Origin of the sequence: Paenibacillus koleovorans NBRC 103111, assembly GCF_004000845.1 — a bacterium.
GTDB classification, from domain to species: domain Bacteria; phylum Bacillota; class Bacilli; order Paenibacillales; family NBRC-103111; genus Paenibacillus_AA; species Paenibacillus_AA koleovorans.
This window is the reverse complement of the sequence record NZ_BIMA01000024.1, coordinates 24,085-49,088: the sequence shown is the minus strand read 5'-3', so window position 1 is coordinate 49,088 and position 25,004 is coordinate 24,085. Positions and strand designations below refer to the sequence as shown.

At 53.0% G+C, this 25,004-nt stretch carries 19 protein-coding genes; 11 read left to right on the top strand and 8 right to left on the bottom strand.

The features are described from left to right. Positions 1 to 3: 3 nt before the first annotated feature. From PKO02S_RS10675 to PKO02S_RS10660, 4 genes are all read right to left on the bottom strand, one after another. Entirely contained in the window at positions 4 to 6,399 is a 6,396-nt protein-coding gene (locus PKO02S_RS10675) for a PKD domain-containing protein (protein WP_164821386.1), read from the bottom strand. A gap of 630 nt (positions 6,400 to 7,029) precedes the next feature. Further along, on the bottom strand, positions 7,030 to 8,259 hold the full coding sequence (locus PKO02S_RS10670; protein WP_127582355.1) for an S-layer homology domain-containing protein: 1,230 nt from the start codon (positions 8,257 to 8,259) through the stop codon (positions 7,030 to 7,032). 283 nt (positions 8,260 to 8,542) lie between these two features. Next, a complete protein-coding gene (gene nfsA, locus PKO02S_RS10665) occupies positions 8,543 to 9,283 on the bottom strand; it encodes an oxygen-insensitive NADPH nitroreductase (protein WP_127582353.1) in 741 nt (246 codons plus the stop codon). Between the two features lie 77 nt (positions 9,284 to 9,360). Further along, the gene (locus PKO02S_RS10660) at positions 9,361 to 11,028 is read right to left on the bottom strand and encodes a hypothetical protein (RefSeq protein ID WP_127582351.1); all 1,668 of its coding nucleotides are present in this window, start codon (positions 11,026 to 11,028) and stop codon (positions 9,361 to 9,363) included. A 337-nt stretch (positions 11,029 to 11,365) separates the two neighbouring features. On the opposite strand from PKO02S_RS10660, the gene PKO02S_RS10655 reads away from it, so the two are divergent. Together PKO02S_RS10655 and PKO02S_RS10650 are read left to right on the top strand one after the other, a co-directional pair. Continuing rightward, positions 11,366 to 11,896, top strand: coding sequence for a sigma-70 family RNA polymerase sigma factor (locus PKO02S_RS10655; protein ID WP_246066915.1), 531 nt, complete (start codon positions 11,366 to 11,368; stop codon positions 11,894 to 11,896). Further along, positions 11,886 to 13,178, top strand: a complete 1,293-nt coding sequence (locus PKO02S_RS10650) for a hypothetical protein (protein WP_127582348.1) — start codon at positions 11,886 to 11,888, stop codon at positions 13,176 to 13,178. The genes PKO02S_RS10655 and PKO02S_RS10650 overlap by 11 nt, the downstream gene beginning before the upstream one ends. Before the next feature lie 46 nt (positions 13,179 to 13,224). On the opposite strand, the gene PKO02S_RS10645 is transcribed toward PKO02S_RS10650, so the two are convergent. After that, positions 13,225 to 14,070, bottom strand: coding sequence for a phytanoyl-CoA dioxygenase family protein (locus tag PKO02S_RS10645; protein WP_164821385.1), 846 nt, complete (start codon positions 14,068 to 14,070; stop codon positions 13,225 to 13,227). Positions 14,071 to 14,235: 165 nt separating this feature from the next. Here PKO02S_RS10645 and PKO02S_RS10640 point away from each other — a divergent pair, with 165 nt between their 5' ends. From PKO02S_RS10640 to PKO02S_RS10615, 6 genes are all read left to right on the top strand, one after another. Beyond that, positions 14,236 to 15,081 (top strand): helix-turn-helix domain-containing protein, encoded by an 846-nt coding sequence (locus PKO02S_RS10640; RefSeq protein ID WP_127582342.1) that lies wholly within the window; start codon positions 14,236 to 14,238, stop codon positions 15,079 to 15,081. A gap of 64 nt (positions 15,082 to 15,145) precedes the next feature. Then, on the top strand, positions 15,146 to 16,375 hold the full coding sequence (locus PKO02S_RS10635) for an aspartate aminotransferase family protein (RefSeq protein ID WP_127582339.1): 1,230 nt from the start codon (positions 15,146 to 15,148) through the stop codon (positions 16,373 to 16,375). A gap of 297 nt (positions 16,376 to 16,672) precedes the next feature. Then, positions 16,673 to 17,392: a hypothetical protein gene (locus PKO02S_RS10630; RefSeq protein WP_127582336.1), complete on the top strand. Its 720-nt coding sequence runs from the start codon at positions 16,673 to 16,675 to the stop codon at positions 17,390 to 17,392. Positions 17,393 to 17,394: 2 nt separating this feature from the next. After that, entirely contained in the window at positions 17,395 to 17,961 is a 567-nt protein-coding gene (locus PKO02S_RS10625) for a hypothetical protein (RefSeq protein WP_127582334.1), read from the top strand. Positions 17,962 to 18,012: 51 nt separating this feature from the next. Beyond that, positions 18,013 to 19,248 (top strand): peptidase T, encoded by a 1,236-nt coding sequence (pepT, locus tag PKO02S_RS10620; RefSeq protein WP_127582452.1) that lies wholly within the window; start codon positions 18,013 to 18,015, stop codon positions 19,246 to 19,248. A gap of 32 nt (positions 19,249 to 19,280) precedes the next feature. Continuing rightward, entirely contained in the window at positions 19,281 to 20,318 is a 1,038-nt protein-coding gene (locus tag PKO02S_RS10615) for an aldo/keto reductase (protein WP_127582331.1), read from the top strand. Between the two features lie 52 nt (positions 20,319 to 20,370). Here the strand turns inward: PKO02S_RS10615 and PKO02S_RS10610 are convergent, their stop codons facing one another. Beyond that, positions 20,371 to 21,207: a helix-turn-helix domain-containing protein gene (locus tag PKO02S_RS10610; protein WP_246066914.1), complete on the bottom strand. Its 837-nt coding sequence runs from the start codon at positions 21,205 to 21,207 to the stop codon at positions 20,371 to 20,373. A gap of 151 nt (positions 21,208 to 21,358) precedes the next feature. Here PKO02S_RS10610 and PKO02S_RS10605 point away from each other — a divergent pair, with 151 nt between their 5' ends. Together PKO02S_RS10605 and PKO02S_RS10600 are read left to right on the top strand one after the other, a co-directional pair. Next, positions 21,359 to 21,817: an SRPBCC domain-containing protein gene (locus PKO02S_RS10605; protein WP_127582328.1), complete on the top strand. Its 459-nt coding sequence runs from the start codon at positions 21,359 to 21,361 to the stop codon at positions 21,815 to 21,817. 187 nt (positions 21,818 to 22,004) lie between these two features. Then, positions 22,005 to 22,199 carry a hypothetical protein gene (locus PKO02S_RS10600; RefSeq protein WP_127582325.1) on the top strand — a complete coding sequence of 65 codons (195 nt, stop codon included), beginning with the start codon at positions 22,005 to 22,007 and terminating at the stop codon, positions 22,197 to 22,199. Positions 22,200 to 22,208: 9 nt separating this feature from the next. On the opposite strand, the gene PKO02S_RS10595 is transcribed toward PKO02S_RS10600, so the two are convergent. After that, a complete protein-coding gene (locus tag PKO02S_RS10595; RefSeq protein WP_127582321.1) occupies positions 22,209 to 23,192 on the bottom strand; it encodes an RpnC/YadD family protein in 984 nt (327 codons plus the stop codon). 165 nt (positions 23,193 to 23,357) lie between these two features. Here PKO02S_RS10595 and PKO02S_RS10590 point away from each other — a divergent pair, with 165 nt between their 5' ends. Continuing rightward, on the top strand, positions 23,358 to 23,588 hold the full coding sequence (locus PKO02S_RS10590; protein ID WP_127582318.1) for a cysteine-rich CWC family protein: 231 nt from the start codon (positions 23,358 to 23,360) through the stop codon (positions 23,586 to 23,588). Here PKO02S_RS10590 and aroA read toward each other — a convergent pair. Beyond that, positions 23,559 to 24,923 (bottom strand): 3-phosphoshikimate 1-carboxyvinyltransferase, encoded by a 1,365-nt coding sequence (gene aroA, locus PKO02S_RS10585; protein ID WP_127582315.1) that lies wholly within the window; start codon positions 24,921 to 24,923, stop codon positions 23,559 to 23,561. The genes PKO02S_RS10590 and aroA overlap by 30 nt on opposite strands. Positions 24,924 to 25,004: the final 81 nt, after the last annotated feature.

The window sequence follows — 25,004 nt, the reverse complement described above, 5'->3', positions numbered from 1 at the left end:
TATTTATCTTTGGCGATGCACACCCACTATTTCCTGCACACTACCAATAATACGGACCGGCACGATCTGCGTACGAACGACTCCATTGGAATAGATGACTTGAAAATGAACCGGCAACAGTCCTTCCTCAAGTCCGGTCTCAGCGGAAACAAAGCGCTCGTCAAATAGCTCACCCAAGTAGCTGCCATCACCAACTCGGTTGGTTAACGCAGTCTCCGCAATCAAGCTGCCTCCGTCACGTCCTATAGTGTCGATCCAGGCTTTTACGCTCTGAACCGGCGCATCAGACACTTCGGCTACCAGCTGAAATCGTTCACCGGAGTAGAAATCCTTTGGAGGTTGAATCGTCTCGTGCCCTTTTTCGCTATGGTGAGCCAGCCAGGTTGAGGTGTGATGGACGGACGCGATAATGGTCAATGCCTCGACGAGGATCGTTCGAGTTACACTGTCGGATTCCCATCCATCCGAGACGGTCAGCTTCACCGTGTAGCTTCCTGGCGCGGCGAAAATCCGGCTTACATGGACCGATGTGCTTGAAATCGTCGTCCCGTCAGGCAGCGCAATATCCCACACATAAGTTAGCGGATTGCCGTCAGGGTCGCTGGACAAGTTCGTTAGCGTAACTAGATCGCCTTCCCATACCCGGTTGGGAGTCCACGTAAAGTCCGCATCCGGCGGACGATTGGTCGTAAACCATTGCGCTGGAGACCAGAAAGAGTCGAGCCCGTGCTGGTCCCAGCCTCTAACTCGAACCTGAAGCTTAGCTCCGGAGGGCAGATCGACATCAGGCTGATAGCTGAAATCCGGTCCGCTGAACAAGCCGGTGCGCAGCTCTTGGAGGACCGTCGATCCGTCCGCTCGCCCGATCCAAATTTCGTATTGCGAAAAGGTGGAGCCCGGGTTCGGATCCGTCAGCCGGAATGTAAGCTGCGGTCGCACTCCACCAGCCGCAGGCGCGTTAAAGGTGCCGGTCGGTGAAATTACAGCCGCTTCGGGACGAGAGTTGATCCACATCCATCCTGTAATCGACCACTCGGAGACAGCCGCTCCATCGGAAACTTGGGCCGACACTTGAAGAGGAATACCCGTCGGCAAGTCCACCTGAACTGGAAGTTGATGAGCGTTAGCCAGCGTGGAATAATTATAGCTCCTCTGTTCGACCACGCTTCCCCACTCGTCTCGAATAACAAGCTGCGCCCCTTGGAACAAGGTACCGGGATCCGGATCGGATTGCACGAATTGAATGGTCGGTCTGCGGTTTTCCTGTACGATGGTTGGCGAGCTCCGAGATCCGGCAGGGTATGTCAGCACTACCGAGGGAGGCGAGTTGACTTGCAGCCAGCCGATATTGGACGTGCTCCAATCTTCCCCGTCGCTTACGCGGACTTGAGCTTGCAGCTTGACCCCGATAGGCAAATCGATAGGCACCGCCCAACTCCCGCTGCTGCTGGTCGTATTCTGCGCCGCTTCCCCGCTTTCCGCCACTAGCTGGCCGTTTTCTTTTCGAATCGTGACATGGTAGCCCTTGAACACCGTACCTGGCGTATCCAGCTGCGTCCAATGAATCGTTGGCCTCGCGGTATACACCATCGTAGGGGTGCCGATTGTGCCTGTCGGATAAGTAAGAACGGCCGTCGGTTTCGTATTGGGAACGGGAATTACCGCTGTCGATATCGTCTGGGTTACGGGAGAGCTCCATGCCCCGTATTCGTCGCGAACCACCAGTCCCACGATGTAAGCACCTGTTTCTGCGGGACGTGTAAGCTTCGCCTCCACATATGTGCCGCTCGGTGCGATGTAGTAATATTTGCGCTCCATTATGCCGCGCGTCGTCCCATAGTTAATGCCCGTAGCGTCGGGTGGAGAGTATTGGCTAGCCGTGACCCATCGATCGGGATCATAGCTGTTGTCCGTATAGGCGAGAGTTCCGTCCCCGTTCAGATGAACTGTGAAGGAAGCGATCGGTCTTCGGTGCACAATGATACGTTGCTGGAACGCATTCGATTGTTTCCTGTAGCTGTCGAATACCATGCTGGGGGAACGGAAGTCGGGATGCGGGTCATCCCTTGCCCTAAGCGTGATCCAGTATTCGCCTACTTTATCGAAGAGCAGCTGCTCTCCGGTTTGGGACTGACCGTCTAGCGTGGAAACGCCTTGATGATTCATAAACTTGGGTGTGTGGGTAAAGCTCCAATTGTTGCTGCCCGATCGCGGGTCGCCTTCCGGGTCGGCATATTGGATGCTTTCATAACGGACCTCAGCCCGAGCTGTACCCGCCTCCCAGATGGCATAGTTGGTCATCCATTCCACATTGTTCAGCTGCACTTCTTTGGTCGAGACCGCTCCGAAGCTTACATACGATTTGTTGGTAAACGGTCCGATTTTCCCTCCGGCAAAGGAGCCGTCCGACACCGCAAAATAAGGCACTTCATTTACGAACACTTCGATTTGTTGGCCAACTGTCTTTATTTTGAACGAGTAGGATGTCTGTTTCTGAAACGGGTAGGGCGATTGCTGCAGCACCGTACGGACGCCATTGATGTATCGGCTCAGATAGACTGTTGTCCCGTCCGTCTCGACAGCATAGCGGTTCATTGGATCCTGCATCCGGAAAGAAAATCCGGCTAGCTCCTGATCAAGATTCGTATGCTCCATTTGCAGCGAGAAGCTGATTTCATGATTGTTTAAAGCAAAAGGAGACTGGAATTGGCCGATCTGATAAGGCGTTGCTACTGTAGGGTTGGAGGACGGAACACCTTTCGTGATCAGGACGATCAAATCATTCGTCGGTCCGCCGCCTCCCGAAGTACCGAACCCGATGTTGTAGAAGGAAGCCAGCAACCCGTCCCCGACATACTGCTCATCAAAAATCGCGTTCACATAAGTGACGGCACCGTGTTTGATATCCAAGCTTCCGCCGTTCGGCGCATGGGTTTTCGGAATCCAGCTCAGGAGGGCAGTGCCGTTCCCGTCATGGATCGTAACGCTCTGCGCATTGTCGTCGGTCGTGATACGTCCGTCTATTGTTCTAATCGGAGTAGCGACTGTAGTAGGAGGAGCATTCCCATCGCTCGGAATATAGTTGCCCTGCCAATCTATTGAGAAGTTAGCCCCACCGAGCCCAAACGCATATGGAAATGCAGCCACGGCGCCACTCGACATGTTGACGACATCGTATTTCCAGCCTAATGGCGTACCGTTGGTAGTAAAGCTGCGAACAACGATTTCATTGGTGATGGGATTTATCACCATCTGCGGCCATCTCTCCTGAATGGCATTGAAAGCATTCGAGCCTACCCCTACCGGTCCCCAGTTCCAGTAATGGCCGCGCAGCTTGGCCCTCCATGTAATCTGCAGATTGGCCCCTAGCTTTTCCAGGTACATGTCTTGCCCATAAATCGGGTTTGGCCAAGTTTCCTGATCCGGATATGCGCCGGTCACTTGGCAAACAAAAGCGGAGTATCGAAAGTACTCCCCGTTCACCCCCTTGAACCAATTGGACGGAACTGCATTACAATAGAAGGGGTATGTTCCGTAGGCGGTAGAACCGTTGATTGTATATGTGCTCATCCTTGGAATGTACGCGTCCGAGACAAGCTGAGCATTTCCGTTAACGGTAATGATCCGGTCCGTCGATGTTTGGATACGGAACTGGTCCCCATGTGTCGTAATCGATGCGGTGTTGGCGTTAGGATAGTAGCTCGGGATTCCAACGCTTCCCCGCCATTGCCCTGTTTTCAGATCGTAAACACGTGCCTCCATGCCTGACTGATTGCGATAGTAGCCCTCTTCATCCATGCCCATCCACTGGAAAACAACGAGCAATGACGTATCGGAAATCGCGTAATCGACCAGCTTGGACCGGCATGTGCAGTCCGGGTTATTTTTGTAATCTCCGTCGTAAAGGACCATGTCGTAAGGATTGCCGTCTCTGTAGCTCCAAGCGGTGCCATTCGCAATGATGTACGGTTCGGTCCCCGCCAACAGTTGAGTGGCGATCGCCGGGCTCATTTTGCTTTTACTCATCGCGTAAACGGCATTGTTGCCGAAGCCTGCATTCGTTCGCATATAAAATAGATGCGTCTTCGTGGTCTGCAGCTTCATGGACGTGTACTGACCGTATCCAGCATCCTGTGTGAAAGTGACCGGCTCATACTTGCCGTCTGCTTTCAGCGCTAGGAGCGGGGCTGTATAGGAGTTGACGTCTAGTGCCGCTATCGATCGGTAGGGGGACAAGTTATTGGGACCCCAGCCTTTGTCATTCAAGGGATAAATCCAACTGTAGGACGAGGACCATCCCCAGTAAGGATCGGTATAGTAGTACGAATAACCCTGCTGCTGCTCCAGTTCACGCCCTAATCCGCCATACAGCATGTTGTTTTTGAGGGACCAACTCTTGAGTATTGGGGAACTCATACTGTTGGTCTGGGTAAGCGTCCAGTTGTTCAACATGGTGGAGGGGCTATAGCTGCTTGGTGGCGCCATGTCTGGCTGTTCGTTTTTGCCCGACACGGTGAAGGAGACTTGAGGCCCCAAATTCGTCGTATCCAGTGTAAGACTGGTGATCAGTTGGGTCGCTGAAGCGCTCGCGCATTTGCCAAAGTCCTCGCAGACCGTCACATCGAACAAATATTTACCGACCTTCGTCGGGGTAAAGGATGCCTTCGTTAGATTGGAACCGGTAAGGGTCACCCAGCTGTCGTTGGTAAACCCATCATTGGCGGCATCGTACTTATATCGGTAAGTGGCGCTGATGAGGAAATCGCCGTCCGGACTGTAGGACTTGTTGAAGAGATCGAACCCTTGATTCCTTATCCCAAGCGGCGGTACGTCGAGCTTCCCGATGGGGACGAGATCCGGCTTAACCGTTATGCTGCAAGTGCCAGGAGTTACGGACTTCAGCGCCGGTGTTCCGTTGTCCCATACATGCAGCGAGGCTTGGACGGTAATATCTTGGAGCGTTCCGTTGGTGTAGGCGGTGAGTCTGTTGGTCCATTCATCACGGGCATGGTCAACCGTGCGGCCCATTGGGCTGTAGCTTTGGCTGGCATCAAAGGATTGGAGCGAAATCGGTCGATTTTCTTTTACGGTTGGCGGGCAAACAGCTACTGGTACCGGGTTCGGTGGAATGACCTCGATGGTGCTGGATGCCGTGTAGGCCGCTCCGAACGTGTCGGTCAACGTGGCAAAGATCGTATGGAATCCAAGCGCGTCTGTGTCGATATTGGGCAAGTAGGATTGTCCGGGATCGAATCCATAACGAGCCGGCAGTCCTTTGATCCATGTATCACTGCGATTGAAGTCCCAACCGGTGAACGTGATGGCATCCTGTTCTGGATCGCTGGGTGACGGATAAGGCAGGGATAGAGGGTCTTCAATGATTCGTGCCAAAACTTTGGTTCCGAGAACAACTTTGGTGAGCGGGGTTAGGCTTGAGTGATCACCGTTGTGGAACCAGCCAATTTTGAAAAAAGGCGGACTATTCGCCGAAGGCGCGCTGACGTTGAGCGTTTTGCTGATCCAGCCCGATTCTCCGCAGCTTCCTTTTAGCTTCATCATGACGTCGACTGTTCCTGCTGCTATAGGTGACGGGTAGAGACTCGGATACGTAAATGTATAGGCCGCGGTGGGGGCGTATTGCCAGGGCGAATCCCATGTAGAGCCTTTGCTCAAGCGAAAAATATGCGAAGTATACGTACAACCAGCCGTTCCAGAAATGTTCTTCGGAACCAGTTGAAACGGCTCGCGATACTGGATCGTGCTCGGCACAACGTCGAAGTCGCCTGTGATGGTGCCGGTGTTGACGGTAAATGTGACACTGAGCGTATTGTTGTCCTCCCTGGACTCGGTAACTTGATTGTCGCCATCCACCACCAGGGTGAGGGTCAAGCTGCCTGCGGCGGGAAGGAGCTTAGTGACGGACTCTGTGAACACTTGGTTCGGACTGGCGCCTGACGTATACCCCCATCTCCCCCACTCCGCTGTCCCTTGGTACAGATAAACGTTAAAGGGGCCGGTCGGTTTGCTGCCGTTCTGGAATTTCACTTGGAACGTAGAGTTGCTGTTCACGACCAGCGGGGTCGTCGCTTGGATTTGAATCGCGGCCAGGTCGGGTTTCTCCAGTTGCTCGTAAGTAACTTCTAGGACGTAGGGGTATTGATACGTGTTGGAGATGATATCGACCTCGTACATGCTGAAGTAGACCATTAGTTTGGCGCCTGGAGCCGCCAGATCCTTGGAGTAGGGCGATTCATAGTCAAAGTGGCCCGTATGGCGGACGATGACGGTGTTGAAGTCGGGCGTGACGTCTACGACCTGGTCGGTGAAGGTGCCTGGGTCCGGGAGTCCATTAAGTCCTTCAGGACCGTCAATGCTTTGATCATCTTTTACTCTCCACAAGCCGCTGACATCTTCAATATTAATAAACTGAGATTCTACTCTAAGATTTGTAGTTATCGTATAAAAATCTGTTGATCTGCTCCCAGTGAGTGTGAGTGTTGTATCAATACAACCTGGAAAATAAGCTAATGAAGGATACACAGGATCGCTTCCACTACCGCAAGTTCGATGAGTGTTATACATACTATAGCTATCATCAATTACAGAAAAATTAGCATACCAAAGCGGATCTCCACTTTGTACACCATATCTGTACCAAGCATAGTAACCTGATTCAGTCTTATTTGTCACTGACTTGACTGGAGTTTGAATTCCATTTAATTCTTTTATAAAGTTAAATGTGATTTCTCCAGCAGCATCTACTATCTCATTTCTGCTAGAATTGTTGGTGTTAATAAGATCAACTTTTTTGATGCGCTCACCTGCAAGAGCTGAAATTGATTTATTTAATGTCAGCGCCTTGTTTGCATTCATTCGATTCTGATTTAAGGCAGAAGTGCTGGACTCTAGTTCAAGCATTTCAGCCCGAACATTGGAAGGAGACCAAGTAGAAACTACTGATATCACAGAAATGAAAAAAACAAAAATGACTAGCAGGATTCTTATTCTGTTTCTTTTCAATCACGCCTCCTATTCGATCCATTCTGGGGCCTTTACCCAATGAACCCTGGTATCGTGAAAATAATTAGGTGCAATAATTGGCTCATGATAGTCTACTAAAATATAACCACGAGTTTTTAGTTTTTTAGGCAGAAGTATAGCCGGGAGATCCGAAACTGTATGCTGATACACAATGGCTGTACCACTTAAAACATCATAAGTCGTTCTAGAAGTCCAATCATCAATCCCAGAGATCCCATGCCTTAACCGATCCCCCGGATACAACTGGGGATCATAATTCCAATGCACCTTGCTCTTGAACAACAACAAATAAGCAGGCATGATCTCTTCCATAGGCTGAGGGAACCGGGCCGACTTGTACCACTTCAACTCCGAAATCGGCGGCAGCAGCGCGCGGTGAGGATCGTTCGGATCCTCGAGATCGATCGCGATCAAGGCTTCCAACTCCCCGCTCCACAACCCGTCCGGTGTGTCCAATCGCAAGTTGTTGGGGTCCCAAAGCGTCCCGCCCGGATACATCTCCCCACCGAACACGTGCGGCATCACCGTAAAAATATTCGTCTTTCGCCAAGCCAAGTCCGCCCGGTTTACCGCGTATGGATCTACCTCAAGCTGACCGCCGGCATTCAGCTTAAGGATACGCTCAATGACCGTCACCGATTGAGCTCGAGTAGTAGCTTCCTGTTCGCCGAGCACTCCCGCTCCTAAACCTTGGATCAATCCGACTTTCGTCGCGAGATAGAACATCTCCGCATCCGACTTGATCACTTCGGGTTTCTGAAGTCCTTTGTCCGTAGCTCGAACGATCATACGCGCCATCTCAAGCCGAGTAATCGGCGTGCTCCAGTCACCCGTACCGAAGTCGGACCACCTGTGGATCCCAGCACCAACCGCAGAGTTGACGTATGGCAAATACCACTCGCCTCCGCCTCCAATACCACCAACCGTCAATTTCATAGCCGTGACCGTCATTTTCACAAATTCGGCACGTGTCACACTTTGATCCGGGCGAAAGGTTCCATCCTCATAGCCGTCCACATATCCCTTGGCAATCGAAGTCTCGACCGACGATTTTGCCCAATGCCCCTCCACATCGGAAAACGACCGGAGTTTCGCGGGGGAACTGCTGGTCAACGGACCTTCAGAGCTTGCAGATACCTCGAATCCTGGCGGCACCGCCCCCCAAAGTCCTACAACCAAACAACAAACAGCAACAACCTTCCCCCAACTCTTCTTCACAGTCCATCACTCCTATTAATATTTAACATTATCTTCCACAATCAATTCATCCAATTTCTCTTTTATCACATCCTCCTCCTTTCGTCCACCACAATTTTCCAACCGAACCACATTCATTCCCCTTAGCTCGCCAATCGACACAAAAAACCGCCCCAAACCGACACCTCAACTTCAGTGTGCGATTCCAGGCGGTGCTTCCGCTCCGAACGTATTCGTCTGTAATACAAAAAATACCATAACCCGACAAATGCTGTCAAGCACCTTCTCGCAAAAAGATCAATCGCTAATCCAAACGAAAGCCTTGTTCCTCCAAATACTCCTTCATATAAGCCCTTGGCTTGCGCTTGAATTTGTCCGCCATTTCGTTCGACCAAGTCGTATCCCGCTTCCCGCCCGTGCGCTCCAAGTAGTAAGCATGCATCCGCTCGTCATACTCTTGGATTCCCTGCTTGACCGCCTCGTCGTCCGCATAAACATTCTTGTGCAACACAGCCGTGCCGCTCAATCTAGGCTTCTGGCCGGGATCATGGTCCGGGTAGCCGATGCACATGCCAAACACGGGATACACCAGCTCCGGCAACTGCAGCAACCGCGTCACTTCACGCAAATCATTGCGGATTCCACCGATATAGACCACGCCTAAACCAAGCGCCTCAGCAGCCACGGCCGCATTTTGTCCTGCAAGAGTCGTGTCTACTGTGGCAATAATGAAATTCTCCATCCCTTCCGAGACCATGGAAGCCCCGTTCCATTCACAGGCAAGCTTATTCCGATGCAGGTCCGCGCACCACACCAGGAATAACGGGCACTCTCCCACGGCCTGCTGATTCCCGGTAACGGCCTGAATGCCCGCCCGAATCCTCGGATCCGTGACCCGAATAACGCTGTAAGCCTGAACATTGCTTGACGTCGAAGCGGACTGGGCGGACTGGAGAATGGCTGCCACAACCTCGTCCGGCACCGGAGTCGACTTGAATTTGCGGATCGAACGATGAGCATGCAGAAGATCGACTAGCTCTTTCACGAATGTCCCTTCTTTCCAAGGTTGCTAAAGTATAGGCCCCAATTTTGAACTTAACTTAGCAAACCCGAACCGGCAAGTCAAGAATCCACGCCGCCCACCTTGTACATCCCTTTCCTCGTTTGCGCCGAAACCGCCAGAATCGGCCCCAATTCCGGACTCACCCATGGTACCCAGCTGTTAGTATCCGCATCATAACGTTCAAAGCCTTGCTCCGTCACCGCTACAGGCAGCCGGCCCACCATCTGCATCCAACCGCTCGATGCAGGCAACTGCACCAAGTCCGTCTCAGACCCGTACCGCCACGTCCATAGCCGCTGAAACGGTGGAGCTCCAGCCATACCTGGGACATTCTCCAGCAGATACACAATCTCATTGTCTGCATACTGCACAAAGCCCGGAAGCTCCACCACCGCCCCCTGCATGTCTTCGTAGCGCGTAACCATCTGTTCCGCATCATTGATCAATGTCCTGAACAGCCCATTCTCAACCGGAACGACCGACAATAGGTAGCCGATTCGACTTTGATGGATAGGCACATTCGCCCATCGCTTCCTGACCTCCAAAGGCTTTTCCTGTCCGTCTCTATAAGTATAGACATGAATCACAACCCTCTCATCCCCGTTCACACTCTCGTAAGATCCCGTCAGAATATGAAGCAAGCCTCTATAAGCATCCGCCGCCGCGGCATGCAGCCAAGTGCCGTCTTTGCCCAAATTCTCCAACCCGCTAACCGTCGTGCGTTTCCCCTTGCCGATCGAGTAAACATACAATTGATTGCTGCTGCCATAAAGAAGCCGATCGTTATCCAACCATTGAATCGGGACGCCTTGCTGTGTAAAGTTGGTAAACAAGGCATTTTCAATCACGATTGGCGCTTTCCCCTCCTCCTCGAGAACGAACGCATAGTATAGCCCGATTCCATCGCCTTCCGGCATCCCGACCCTAACCGCCCCGACATATTTCTTCCCATCCGGCGCGAAAGCGATTGTCTCATAGAATAGATCTCTTGGCGACCATCCCATCCGCTCCCCGCTCACTACGTCCCGCCATTCGCCCTCCCTCACTTGAAACAGCTTCAGCCCCCAATCATGAGCAGCCGTATAATTGCCCCGAAGCGATCGGAACGTGGTCAGATCGATCTCCGTCTCGATTCGCTCAGGCACCTGGGGCTGCGGCGGTCTTCGAAGATCGATCCGAAATCGCCTGTTATCCAGCCACTCCCCTGTCAGCTCACGATTGATCGGGAAGGCTCGATTCATATCTTCCGAAAACACCAAGACCATCTGCGTCTCGTGCTCGGATAGCAGAACGGTTCTGGCGGACCCAACGGTTTCTAGCGGGCCGAAAAGCGCCAACACGGGCCTCTGCATGGCCGACAAATCCAAGGTAATGTCCAACGGCTCCGCCCTAGTGACACGGATGGGAGGCAAATCGCCTATCCGCACTTGGAACGTGTCGGCCATCCCGGTCAAGCGCAGCACGGCCCCCTGAGAGTCAGGAACCAATCTGGATTCGACGCTCCCCTCCGTGCGAATTTGTGTCAAGAGCTGATCCTTCACAGGAGGCTCCATGTCCATCAAATCCATTCGAATGGAAAATTCCTTATCCAGATGCCTCACCACGTTGATCGGCTCCTCCGTAAGCTGCCCGCGCGCTACGGTCTGGAACACATAGCCCAACTGCTCACTGCTCTGGCCAAACGATAGCTGAACAAGCGATTCTCGGAAGCTAACCTGCGCTAACACCAGCGACGTCTGCGGTGACGATGTCCCAATAGGAGATGGTGTTGGCGGATTAGTCGAGGTGTCATTATAGCTCAGCGGAGGGGGTGAAGGGAAACTTTCCGTCGGAGAAACGGACTCCTCTTTGCATCCCAAAACCAATACCAGCATAATGAAAGAAATTCCGAACCATAGCTTTCGACGCATATCGGCCCCTCCAAACAAGCATGGAATAATTTCCCTTACATATAGACGCGGCTTCACCTCGGAAAGTTACCAAGAGTTTTTATTTTCACGAAAGCCAAAACAGAATCTCCTCCGTCTAATCTATAGAAAGCATGTACAGGCAGGTGAGCGCAGCTTGAATTCAAGCTTGGTGAAGTTGGCCCAGAGGGGCGATCAGAACGCCTATCTCCAGTTGTTCAGCCAATACGAGGCGGATATTTACCGGATTGCACACGTCTACTTGAACCATGTGGAGGATGCGCTGGATGTGGTGCAGGAGACGGCATATCGGTCCTACAAATCTTTGCCGGAGCTCAGGGAACCTTCGTTTTTCAAAACGTGGCTGATCCGGATCACTATTCGCTGCTCGATCGATTTGCTGCGAAGCCGTCAGAGGTTCGTCCCCCTCTCACACGAGTTCGAAGAGCATCTGGCCGATGACCATTCGCCGCCGGATATTCCTTTATCTATTTCACTCCAAGACATGATTGATTTGCTGGATGAGTCGGAGAAAAGTGTAGTTTTACTTCGATTTTACTACGATTACACGATTCGGGAAACGGCTGAGCTGCTGGAGTTGCCGCTAGGTTCGGCCAAAACGATTCTGTATCGCGCCTTAAAAAAGCTGCGGAAACAAGCGGAGGAGGTAGATTGGAATGAACGGTAACTGGAAAAAAGAGCTCGAGTCGATCCCCCTGCCCTCCGATCTGCATAGCCGCAGTCTCCTCGGGATTGAACGGGCTCAAGCCGAAAGTGTGCAACGAAGGCGGACCCGGCTTGCGAAACCACGCCCGTGGGTGGGAGCCCTATGTATCCTGTTGTTGCTCTTCGTCGGAACGGCTATGCTCCAGCCGCAAGTAAGAGCTGCGATCCAGAAGGCGCTTCAATTCGTGCCAGGGGTAGGTATTGTGAAGACGGAAGAGAAGCCACTCAAGCGTCTCATCCTGAAGAATTCCGTGACAACCCAGATTGGCGAAGGCAAAATTACCCTCTCCGGCGTACAAATAGACGACAAGATGACTTTCCTGATTTTATCCGGTAACCAACCATCCCAGAGGGCTGATCAGCTGGAATTGGTCGACTCGAGCGGTGTCGAGTTCCAAATTCAACGATCGACTTCCACATGGTCAACTGCCGAGTGGTCCGCTAGTTACTGGTATAATGGGAAGCTTGACATCCATGCTGGACCTGCAAAAATTGTGCTTGGAGAATCGGATAAGTATGAAATTCCATTCACACTGGTTCAGGCGGAAACCGTCGGCAGCTATGAAGAACTGGGCGAAACGGTCTCGATGAACGGAATCACCATCACCGCCGTAGCTTCAAGAGAGGGAGAGAACGGGCGTTTGTCGCTGCTCTCCCAGCATCCGGACGATATGCGAGTAGCGGATTATGGATGGTATGGGATTCACAACGGGAAAAAGCTGAGTGTTACCGACGAGACCGGTCAGCCGATGCAGATGAAGTTAATCCCGGGACTGTTTAGTCCCGCCAGAGACTTCCACTTCCGCTTGGGAGCAGACGCTAACGCCGCCGAAAAAGTCTACACGCTTACGATCCCGGAGATTAATATGGAGGTTGACGACACAGTTACGATTCAAGTACCTACACATTCCGTCGACAATCTTAACATACCGTTTAACCTTGCAGGGTTTCCGGTTACAATCACTCGTACAGAGCGGCTAACCGACAAGGGACCAGGGCTGCGCCTGTATCTGGATTTGCACTTTGATCCCCAAGCTTCGAAATCGTTGCACAACTTCAGAATCGATGCTAGGAGTCATATGGCCCGAATGAACGATCAAACCGGTGCGATCGAGTACATCGAATTTAGCCTTGAAAATCCGGACGCCAAGCAGATGAAGCTAAAATTAACAAATCCACAAATTCTAGTACGAGGGCCGTGGATATTCCAATTACCCGCTACCCGTTATTTCCAGCAACGTTAAGACATAGAGAGAGGCTGTTGAACTTAGTTCAGCAGCCTCAGCTTTATTAATGAGCTCCTCCCGTAAAGGGCGTCCCGCAAGGCCCTCCGTCCGGATTCGCTTCTCTGATCACCCGCTCGCCATGCCGGTTATACAGATCATCTCGAATGTAAGGATTCGTACTAACGGTAGAGCGACCGATATAGTGGGCGATGAACGAACGTCTGAATCGATCCTTCGACCGGTTCGGATAAGAGCCGTGAATGGTGCTGCCGTTGAAAAAAAGCACATCCCCAGGCTGCAGCTGAATCGGAACGACGGCGGCACCAGGCGGCAAATGAACTTCATCGCGAAAAAAAGACTCGTTGCTGTCGGCTTCATGCGGACACTCGATATCCATATGGTTCGTCCCAGGCACAACGACCAACCCGCCATTGTCCTGATCGGCTGCATCGAGAGCGACCCAGGCGGCCATACAAGTTCCCGGTGACACCTTCAAATAGTAGTTGTCTTGATGCAGCGCTTGACCCCGTGCCCCCGGCGGTTTGAAATACAGCATGCTCTGCGCGAGCAAAGCCTCTTCGCCGAACAGCTCGTCCAGGACGTCCATCAGCTTGGCCTCTAGCAGCTTGCCCAGCAACCACTCGTTCACACGGTGAGGATAAAGGATTCTCGGGTAAATCCTCAATGGATCATCCAACGGCACGTTAGCGGCAATCGTTTCGTGGCAGCCTTCGATCGGCTTTCTATCGTTCAGCGCATGCATAATGCCGAGCACCTGTTCCACATCCGCTTTTGTAAACAGCCCTCGCGCCACCCAGTACCCCTCCGTATCGAAATAAAGCTTTCTCCCCGAGGTCAGCCAATCGTTTGTTCCCCCTGCATCCTTCATACGTCCGTGATCGATCGACATATCTCCCACACTCCTCATAGTGCTTTTAGCCACATTGTAATCCCGCCCCATCCTGAAATAAATGGACCCGCTGGCTGATCGCATGCACTATCTTGCTAGATCCAATCCTCACTTATTGACGGCCCGCAAGGAGAGCGATACTCTCAAAATAGGAGGGTGAGCTGTATGAACGAATATTTGCATGTAAGCGAAAAAGCGACCTCATCGCCGCCATACGGCATTCTGATTGCGGATCATTTCCGGGAGACCTACGGGTTTTACGGGCATCGGCCGGCAGGGACTAAGGATTGGCTGCTCGTATACACCGTCTCGGGAGCCGGACAATTTAGAATCGATCGAGATATCCAAACTTGCTCCGCCGGCGATGTAGCCATCCTCTCCCCAGGCATGCCGCATCATTATGCAACCGCGCCTAATTCCCAGTGGGAGTTATTGTGGGTGCATTTCGTCCCTCTCCCGGATTGGTTGGAATGGCTCCAGCTGCCGCGAACGAAGGAGCAGTTAATTTATTTGACCTTGCAAGATGAGTCGGTGAAGGCTCGCATTCAAGACGCGTTTCGTCGTTTGATTCAGGACAGCTCGCGCAAAGGCGTTTGGCATCAGCAGCTCGCTTCCATCGCTTTGTCCGAAATTCTTGTCCTTCTTCATTCCGAGCATCTGAGCCTGCACGAGCGTTCTCAAGACGGCAGAGCAAATCAGATTCTTAGCTACTTGATCGAGCATCTGCAGGAACCGCAGCAGCTTTCCGAACTGGCGGAGCGCTTCCATTTGTCGGTCTCGCGGATGTGCCATTTGTTCAAAGAGCAGTACGGCGACAGCATTATCGGCACCCTCCTTACCCTCCGACTTCAGAAAGCGGCCAAGCTGTTGGAATATACCGGTCGACAAGTGAATGAAATCAGCGTCGATGTCGGGTTCGAGTCTCCCTATTATTTCTCAAGAAAATTTAATGCGCATTTCGGATGCAGTCCAACCTTGTACCGGAAACAAGCTAGAGAAAAGTGGGAATAACGGATTGTATTTATATTCATATAAATGTATAATAATACATCATGATACGAGGAGAAATGCATGGATGAATACTTATACATCGACTCATCAAGACACCGCCAGTTTGTTGGAGGAGGCACAGCGGTCGCTCCTATTTACCGCCAATCGCCCGGACATCGTGATGGAGCGCGGGGAAGGCATGTATTTGTGGGACACGGAGGGAAAGAAGTATCTGGATTTTATCGGCGGCTGGGCGGTGACCTGTCTGGGTCATTCTCCTGTCGTGATACGCGATGCATTGTTCAACCAAGCGACCACTCTTGTGAACGCAAGTCCCTCCTATTACAATAAGCGGCAAATCGAATTCGCCTCCTTACTCACTCGCTTATCGGGGTACGATCGGGTATACTTCGCGAGCACCGGTGCGGAAGCCAACGAAGGCGCGGTCAAGCTGGCCCGCAAATTCGGAGCGAAGCATCGTCAAGGGGCTTTTGAGGTCATTACCACGATCAACGGATTTCATGGGCGTACACTCGCGATGATGGCGGCAACCGGGAAGAAGCATTGGGAGACGCTCTTCGCGCCAAAAACACCGGGTTTCAAACATGTTCCCCAGAACGATATCGATGCTCTCCTCGCTGCGATCGGTCCTGACACCTGCGCCGTCATGCTCGAGCTCGTGCAAGGCGAAGGCGGCGTTCACGCGGTCGAAACGGAGTACCTGAAGCAGGTGCGGAAGGTTTGCGATGAAGTCGGCATTCTGCTGATCTTCGATGAGATTCAGACGGGGTTGGGGAGGACCGGCAAGCTGTTCGCCTCCGAGCATTACGGCGTTGATGCAGATATCATGACGCTTGGTAAAGGGATTGGCGGCGGCTTTCCTCTCTCTGCGGTGCTGACGCGCGAGAAGCTTAACCTGTTCGAGCCGGGCGACCAAGGCGGCACTTATATCGGGCAGCCGTTGGGCATGGCGGTAGGATACGCGGTGGTGAACGAGATTGTGCAGCACGACTTGTCCGGACATGCGGCTCGGATGGGGCAATATTTAGTCGAGCGGCTTCATCAGATGGCCGACAAGTACGGCTTGACTCGCATTCGCGGCAAAGGGCTGCTGCTCGCTTTCGATCTCCCGGGGGAGCAAGGGGCAGAGGTCGCAGCCGCTTGTTTGGCTGAGGGGCTCCTGATCAATTCGCCGAATCCGCGCTCCATCCGGCTAATGCCGGCGTTGATTGTGACGGAAGCGGAGATCGATACGATGCTGGAGACGCTAGAATCGGTTTTGGATCGAACCGAAGCCCCCTCTGAAGGTCGCTAGCCTAGTTGTCGAATCGTATATAGCACCTCGTCTTATATAACCCCTGCATAATTTCCCAAGATTTCTCTGCCTAATGATGATACAATCAGAACAAAATGCAGCGAATCCGGAAGGAGGACGCTCTATGCGTGTACCAACGAAAAGGGAGGAAGGCAAATTGCGCTACACCGGCGAACGGCATTTCGTGATCCTATGAGGAGGTATCTTTCCTTTTCGCTGCTGATCGTAATCGTGGCGGCAGCCTGGGTTGGCAACGGATGGGTATATCATTCGCAGAAACTGGAGAAACCGCTGTTCTTGAAGCATTGCTATGACAATCCAGTGAACATATTGGACATGAGCAACTTCTACTACATTGATAATCGCGACGCTACACGAAAACCGTTCCGATTCGATTTATCGAATGGTCTGATCATGAACGTCTCGCACACCCAGAGTCTTGATCATTCCGGCAGACTGCAATTATATCAAGTGACGGTCTCGTTGGATCAACAAACTATGGACCGTGTAGCCGAACCGAGAACATTAAAACAGCTACAGGTCTGGTACAGCGACGGAACGGTGGACACGGTTGAGATCGGCGAACTCCTTATACACCCGACAATATTGCCAAGGAGTCCCAACCATCTCCGCATGCTGTCAGGCGGCAGCTCATCCGACGGCACAGGTCACAGCGTTTTTCAAGCAGAGAAGGACGTTACCTTGCACTCCGCTTCTTACAGCTTCCAAGAGCAATTGGCAGATGTTATTGAATTGATGCAAAAGTCAACGTCAGAAGAACGGTTCAGTAGCTGGCCAATCGTATTGCCTGCCGGAAGCACTATCGATGTAGGTTATCGATTCCAACTACCGCCTAAGGACAGCAGAAGATTTAATGCCTACAAGCTGATGATTCATTATTGGGACATCGACGGAATGCGGGTGGCGACCGAATTCATCGATAAACGCCCGGAACTATATAAGAGCGACCTCGCGTTCTACGTGAAAAAGTACCGACAGGGAGGTGACGAGTCATAAACGTGTCAGCTGCCTTTCATCGCTATGCCTGGGGATTATTGCTGGTGATCCTGGACTTCCGTCTTCAAAATTTCGATGTGCTGCCGGATGTTGTGGGATATGGATTGGTCTGGAGTGCGCTGCTCCAATTGAATCAAGTCAAGGCCGGGTATCGGAAGGCGGTCCCCTGGGCGGGACTCTTAACGGTCCTCTCGATTCATGAACTAGTTCCTATAGCCGGCATGCCTGAGCAGGGGACGGGAATCTCGATCTCGTGGTTCGTCTACCAGAGCGTCACCGTGATCCTGGGTTTATTGCTGAACCAGACGTTCCTGCGCCAAATGACTCAGCATGCGCTTGATCTGTCGGCACATAGTTTCGCCACAACGGTGGATCGGGGACGACGGTTTGTCGTGTTTTCCTACGCTGCCATGCTCATCTTCTTGCCGTTCACGATCAATCTTTCGCCGAATCTTCTACAGGGCGGGACGATTGTCCTGGCTGTCATAAGCATCATCGCCATGCTGCTGCTCTTCCTCCTATGCCGCGATGCGGCCAGAGCCTTGAACCGGACAACCCCTGACCATTAGGCTGGAGGCTCGGAAATGGGCTATAATGGGGGCAAGGAGATGATCTATAGGATGAAAAAAGAGATTATCGAGCGTTTCACCTCGTATGTTACTATCGATACCCAATCAAGCGATGAGAGCACGACATGCCCTACAACGCCCGGTCAGTTGACGCTGGCCCGCCAGCTCGTCGAGGAGCTGAAGAGCATCGGCATGGCGGAGGTGACGATGGACGAGAACGGCTACGTGATGGCGACCTTGCCCGCGAACACCGACAAGCAAGTTCCGACGATCGGCTTTATGGCCCATTTGGATACGGCGACGGACTTCACCGGCGACGGTGTCAAGCCGCAGGTGGTGGAGCAGTACGATGGCCAAGACATCGTGTTGAACGAAGCTCTGAACATCGTGCTCTCCCCGAGCCAGTTCCCGGAGCTGTCCCGTTATAAGGGGCATACATTAGTGACGACCGACGGCACGACGCTGCTCGGAGCTGACGATAAGGCAGGGATTACGGAGATCATGACCGCGATGGCGGCGCTGATCCGACAGCCGGAGATCAAACATGGACGAATCCGGGTTGCTTTTACGCCGGATGAGGAGATTGGCCGCGGGCCGCATCGGTTCGATGTACAAGCTTTCGACGCGAGCTTCGCGTATACGATGGACGGCGGCCCGCTCGGCGAGCTGCAGTACGAGAGCTTCAACGCCGCTAGGGCGCTGATCACGTGCCGCGGCAAAATCGTTCATCCGGGGACAGCCAAGGGCAAAATGGTCAACTCCGCCAAGATTGCCATGGAAATTCAAAGCCGGCTGCCTGCTGACGAAGCTCCGGAGTTTACGGACGGCTACGAAGGGTTTTACCATCTGATTTCGATTCACGGAGATGTGGAGGAGACGAAGCTGCACTATTTGATTCGTGACTTCGACAAAGCCCGTTTCGCGGCGCGCAAGGCGCAAATCGTCTCGATCGTGGAAGAAATGCAGGGGCGTTACGGCTTCGGCAGCGTCACTCTGGACATGAACGATCAATATTACAACATGCGCGAGAAAATCGAGCCGGTCCGCGAAGTGGTCGATATCGCCCGTGAGGCGATGGAGAATTTGGACATTCAGCCGATTGTCCATCCGATTCGCGGAGGAACTGATGGTTCGCAACTGTCTTATATGGGGCTGCCTACTCCGAATATTTTTACCGGGGGCGAAAATTATCACGGCCGCTACGAATACGTCTCCGTCGACAACATGGAGAAAGCGGTAAGCGTGATCATCGAAATCGCTCGTTTGTTCGAGCAACGCGCCGAATAAATCAACTCGAAACACAAAGGAGGATCAATCCAATGGATTATTTAACTCCACGGCCTGACTTGTACAACATTCCTTTCACGAACGCCGACTTCCAGGGCATGCCCTTCCGGCGGCTTGGAGGCTCGGGACTGCAAGTTTCCGCCGTCGGTTTGGGGACCTGGAAGCTCGGGTTGCCCGAAACCGGCGATGGGGCACGGGTCGGCGAAGCCGAATCGTTCGCGCTATTCGACCGGGCGGTCGAGCTGGGCGTAACGTTCTGGGATACCGCCAACCGCTATAATGCCGCGTCCGGCAACTCCGAGCGCGTCATCGGCCGCTGGCTGCGCCACAACGGCGACCAGCGCCGGAACATCGTCCTGGCAACCAAGCTATGCGGCGCCATGGACGGAATCACGCCCAATCATAGCGGGCTGTCCCGCCTGAGCATTCTCGATTCCGTGGAAGCGAGTTTGGAACGGTTGCAGACGAATCGGATCGATCTGCTGTACTTCCATCAATATGACGCGGGAACTCCTGTAGAGGAAAGCTTGCTGGCCATTGAAGACTTGGTCGTTCGCGGAACAGTGCGTTACTTCGCCGTCTCCAACTTCACGATCGCTCAGCTGGAGCAATATCGCCAGGCTTCGCCTTCCCTGCGCTCGCGGTTCGTCGCCGTGCAGAACCAGTTCGACTTGCTCCATGGCGAGCAGCCCGCGCGGGCCGGCGTACTCGACTACTGCGCGGCGTGCGGCGCTTCCTTCATTGCCTGGAGCCCTCTAGCTCGTGGCCTGCTGACCGATCGCTACCTGGATCTGGCGAATGTCGGGCCAGGCGATCGACTGTATGATGAAGGTGTCGCGGATCAGATTTCGCCTGCCGACATGGACAAGCTGCACCGCCTGAGCGGACTTGCTCGTAAATGGGAGATGCCGCTTAGCGAGCTGGTGATCGCCTATATGCTGAGCTTGCCCGGAATGGGGCCGGTCATCCCATCCGCCACCTCGATCCGCCAGCTCGAATCGAATGCCGCCGGAGGCAAGCTCATCCTGCAGCCAGAACAATCGGCCGCTATTAGAGAGGTTCTTGCCTAGTAAACACAAAAAACCCTCCATACTCCCAATCAGGGGGATGGAGGGTTTGCTGTTACGCCGGATCATGAATCGCCGCTTGCTTCCGGCCGTATTCTTCAGGCGTTTTGCCGACCAGCAGCTTGAAATCTTTCGTGAAATGCGCTTGATCGTAATAGCCCAGCTTCAGCGACAGCTGCAGCCAGTCGTGCTCCTCGCCGAGGTCGATTGCTTCAGCGGCATTCTGAATTCGATACAATCGAATCATCCATTTCGGGCTAACCCCGACATACTGCTCGAATAGCCGCTGCAGCTTGCGCTTGTTAAGATCGAACGACTCGCACAGCTCATCCACCTTGGTCAGCGTGCGATCTTCACACACCTGGTCGACGATCCGATTGATCAGCGTCACATTCTCATCCGGCACGGGTAGCTTCGGTCGAATCATGGCTTCCGCCAACTCCACCATCCGCTCATCGCCATTCGCCTCCGTCAGGAAGGCGTGCTCCGTCTCCCTTGCCTCCGCTCCGAACACCTCATGCAAGCCAAGAGGATGCTCTGCCATGCCGGAGATTGCTGTTTTCACGAACGGATAAAACCCGCCAGGCTTGAATTTGACGCCGAACACGGTTCCTTTCCCCTCGATGTAGTGGGCATGCCTTTGCTTCGCAGGGGCGAAAATAGCGGACTTTCCTCGCTCCACAACCAGATTGACGCAAGGATTCGGCACGACTTCCTGCAGGAAGGGTTCATCCCCCGCTGCGGTCAAATCCCAGGATACGATCCAATAATGCTTCACGAAAAAACCGATTTCCTCCGACGGCGCGTACCGCACCAGCCGAAATCGATTCGCCTCCACCTGCTGATGCAGCTTCAACACGCCCATGCTGGGCTTCAATTGGACTTGAGTCACGGAACGGTCACTCCTCTCGGCATGGGTGTCGCGTTTTTACAAGACAATGCGCTTGGACAACCTGTATACTTCATACTAACAACCTTTTACAACCTCTGCAATTGCATGCTCCGTCTTCATCCAATCTATATCTGGCAGGAGGAAACGCACAATGAGCTTGACCCCCTTGAAATATGAGTTTTATATCGATGCTCCGCTGGAAACGGTCTGGAACACATTCATCTCGCCAGAAGGCGTGCGTCAAATTTTTTTCGGCAGCGAGCTCCGTTCTTCTTTCGCAGTCGGAGAGCCCTATCAATATGTGGGACCCGGCAAAGACGGCGACGAAACGGTTCACGTCTATGGCACCATCCTCGAGTATGAGCCGAACAAACGCATCAGCATGACCGAACATCCGGGACCTTCCTATTGGGACAACCATGCCGAGCTGCAAACCCGCATGACCTACACGCTGGAGACGGTGTACAACTGCACGAAGCTGACGTTCGTAAATGACGAGTGGACGGACGGTCATCCTTCTTACGAACGCGTTTCACAGGATTGGTGGCTGATCTTGAGCAACATCAAGACGCTCGCGGAAACCGGGAAGCCGATGAACTTTCAGTGGTAGGGAGTTAGCAAATACCCCTGTTCCTCGCCAGAGGAATAGGGGTTTTATAATTATTAGGCGAATTTCACCAATTTTTCCATACAAAAAAAATGATACCACCTGTCAAAAAACACCGTTAACCTGTCGATATAATGCTATAAAGGTTGTGCAATCGCTTCCGACTTGTTCGGCTGAAGGTGGGATTCTAATGTTTCGATGCGCTCATTGCTCCAAAGTAACCGATCTCCAGTGGCGGAACTGCGCCCATTGCGGGAAAGTGATCGATTATACCGTTGCGGAGAAATTCGATATGCTTGCGGAATCCGTGGAAGCGGCGCTCAAGAAGGAGCTGCAGAACCGGAAGAAAAACAAAATCATGCAACTTTTCTCGAAGCGTGGCTGAAGTCTGCGCTTATTTCGAGGACGCTTCAGCAATTAGTTGCTCGGCTTCTTCAAGCCGGTTCACCATGAATAGCGAATCTGCCATACGCTCGAGTTGTGTTAGATCGTCTATGGCGGCAACTTGGTCGGTCATACGTACGCCTGCTTCTCCGAATCGGGCTTCCAGGAACTTGCCGATGATTCGGCGCGCTTCTTCCAGTTTGCCTTGTACCAGTCCTTGCTCGATGCCTTTCTCCAGGCCTTCCTCCATGCCCTGCTCGACACCTCGTTGAAGCGTAGCCTTATCCCAGTAATAGTCTAGATTGTTATGGACGATGTCCTCCACTTTGCGATCCAGCATTCGGATTTCCTCCCTCAACGTTTGCTCCTCAGCCTCATTCAGCACTAAGTAATTGTGGAAAAAGCCCGCGATCATCTGCATCCTGGCCGGATCCAGCTCCATGCGAACGAGCATCTTCAGGAACTCCAATTTGACCTGCACCTTCTCCTCCTCAGTATAGCCCATTTTGCTCAAAAGCGCAGCAGCCACTGGATTGTCCTGTCGGATGTACTCCCTCCAATTGCATTTCTTCAGCTCGACGCTGAAAAAATGATAACGAAGCACCTCCAAAAAAGAGAAGCCCCAGCCAAATGAACTCGGCTCATGCCGCGGCGTATCATAACTGAAGATGGCGATCGGCATAATACGCCGCCTATACTTCTCATACAAGCGAGTAGAGTAAATAAACATCCGCTCGGCAAATAGCTTCTGGTAGTACGCTTGCGGCTCCACATGCACAAGGATGAGCACATCTTCTTCCCGCAGCCTCGTCTCCACCAGCAAATCGACGCGTCTCCTCTCTCCAGCCGTCACATCGGTAAACACCTCCTCCGACAAAAACTTAAGCTGATCGAAGTCGATCGCTTCGTAGGCTTGCGGGAAAAACAAATGAATGAACTCTCCGAAAAACGTTTGAAGCAGCTCTTTAAACAATCGATCATGATCAACCGCCAAACCTCCGATCCCTCCTCTTCTCCAAAACAAAAATAAGCACCGGCCAACTCGCAAAACGCTAGACTAGCTAGGCTTTACGAATGGCGGTGCTTCCGCTAAAGTTAAGGATATCATAGGAAACATTGGAAAGAAAGATCATTTGTGTGACGGAAAGGAGAGTGCCGTTTGTCGGAACATGATCCTAAGCTTTGCTCCATCTGCAAACAAAGCAACAAGTGCGGCGTATTGGACGGGCAGCCGATCGAATCTTGCTGGTGCTTGAACGCCGGCTTTCCCGAAGGGATTTTCGAACTGATCCCGTCCGAGCTCAGAGGGAAGGCGTGCATTTGCCAAGCCTGCTTGGAGCAGTTTAAGGCTGGGCAGTGGCTAAGCCAGCCTCCTGACGATCAACCCTAACTGCTGCATCCGCTCCCAATAGTCCGGACATGTTTTCGCCACGCAGCCTGGATCGCGCAGCCGGATGCCGCCGACCTTGGCGCCGACCAGAGCGAGAGACATCGCCATCCGGTGGTCGTCGTACGTGTCCAGGACCGCAGGCTGAGGTCGGCTCGGGACTATTTTCAACCCGTCTGGATACTCATCGACTTCAATGCCCAGCCGGGTCAGGGACTCGCACATCGCTCGGATCCGATCGCATTCATGCTGGCGAATATGCTCCACTCCCGTGATCGTAATCGGTCCGTCGGCGAACGGTGCCAGCGCGGCAATCGTAAGCGTCTGATCGGACAACTCTCGCAGGCTCACGGTGAAGCCTCCCTTCAACGTCTGCGGCCCCCATAGGTCGATCCCCTCGTCCGCTCCTTCCGAACATTCTACTCGACAACCCATTCGTTCCAAAATAGACAACAGCCCGATATCCGGTTGCTTGGTTGCCGGATCTAGCCCTGCCAGATGAATATGTCCACCCGTTACGGCCGCATAGGCCAAAAAGTAACCGCACGTAGACGCATCCGATTCCAGTTGTATGTCCTGTGCGAGATAGCGCTGCCCGGGAGCCACATGGAATCTATCGAATGTGTCGCTTACTTCGACATGGACTCCGAATCGGCGCATGAGGTCGATCGTCATCTCCACGTAGGCAAGCTGTACGATCGAGTCGGATAAGCAGATCGTTACGCCTTCTCGTGCATAGGGAGCCGCCAGCAACAAGCCGCTAATAAACTGGCTCGACACCGCGCCAGACATCGTAACTTCTCCTCCTCGGATACCGCCGGTCAACGATAGCACTTCGATCGGCAGCATCCCCTCAGGCCCGACGTAGCGGATGTGAGCGCCTAATTGCCTCCAGGCCTCCACCAACGGGGCAATCGGCCTTTCCCGCAGCCTGCGGCTGCCGTCTAGCGTCCAAGCAGCGGCAGCTCCCCTAACTCCATTGACGGCAAGCAACCCTGGTAAGAAACGAGCGATCGTGCCGGCGGCTCCCATGTACAGCGAGGCGGATGTAAAATGTCCGGCAGTGCCTTCGACGACAAGAGTGGTCGGGTCGGCTGGATCAATCGTAAACTTCACACTTAGCCGGGTCAACACATCCAAGCACCAGGCGGAATCGTCGCTTCGCAGGATGTTGCGCAGGACGGTAGTCCCTTCCGCCATAGCGGCGAGCAAAAGAGCCCGGTTCGTATAGCTTTTGCTGCCGGGAACCATAATCGTCGCCCCGCTCGGAGCATGCGGCGGCGGCTGCAGCTCCACCTCTCCGATTGCTTCCTGATTACACGTCAGTACGGGATCCATACGCGTCTCCTTTCCCTTGTTGGCCAACAACAATTGCCTTAAGGGTTCTTTTTCTATAGTATAAAAGGAGTATTGGTATAG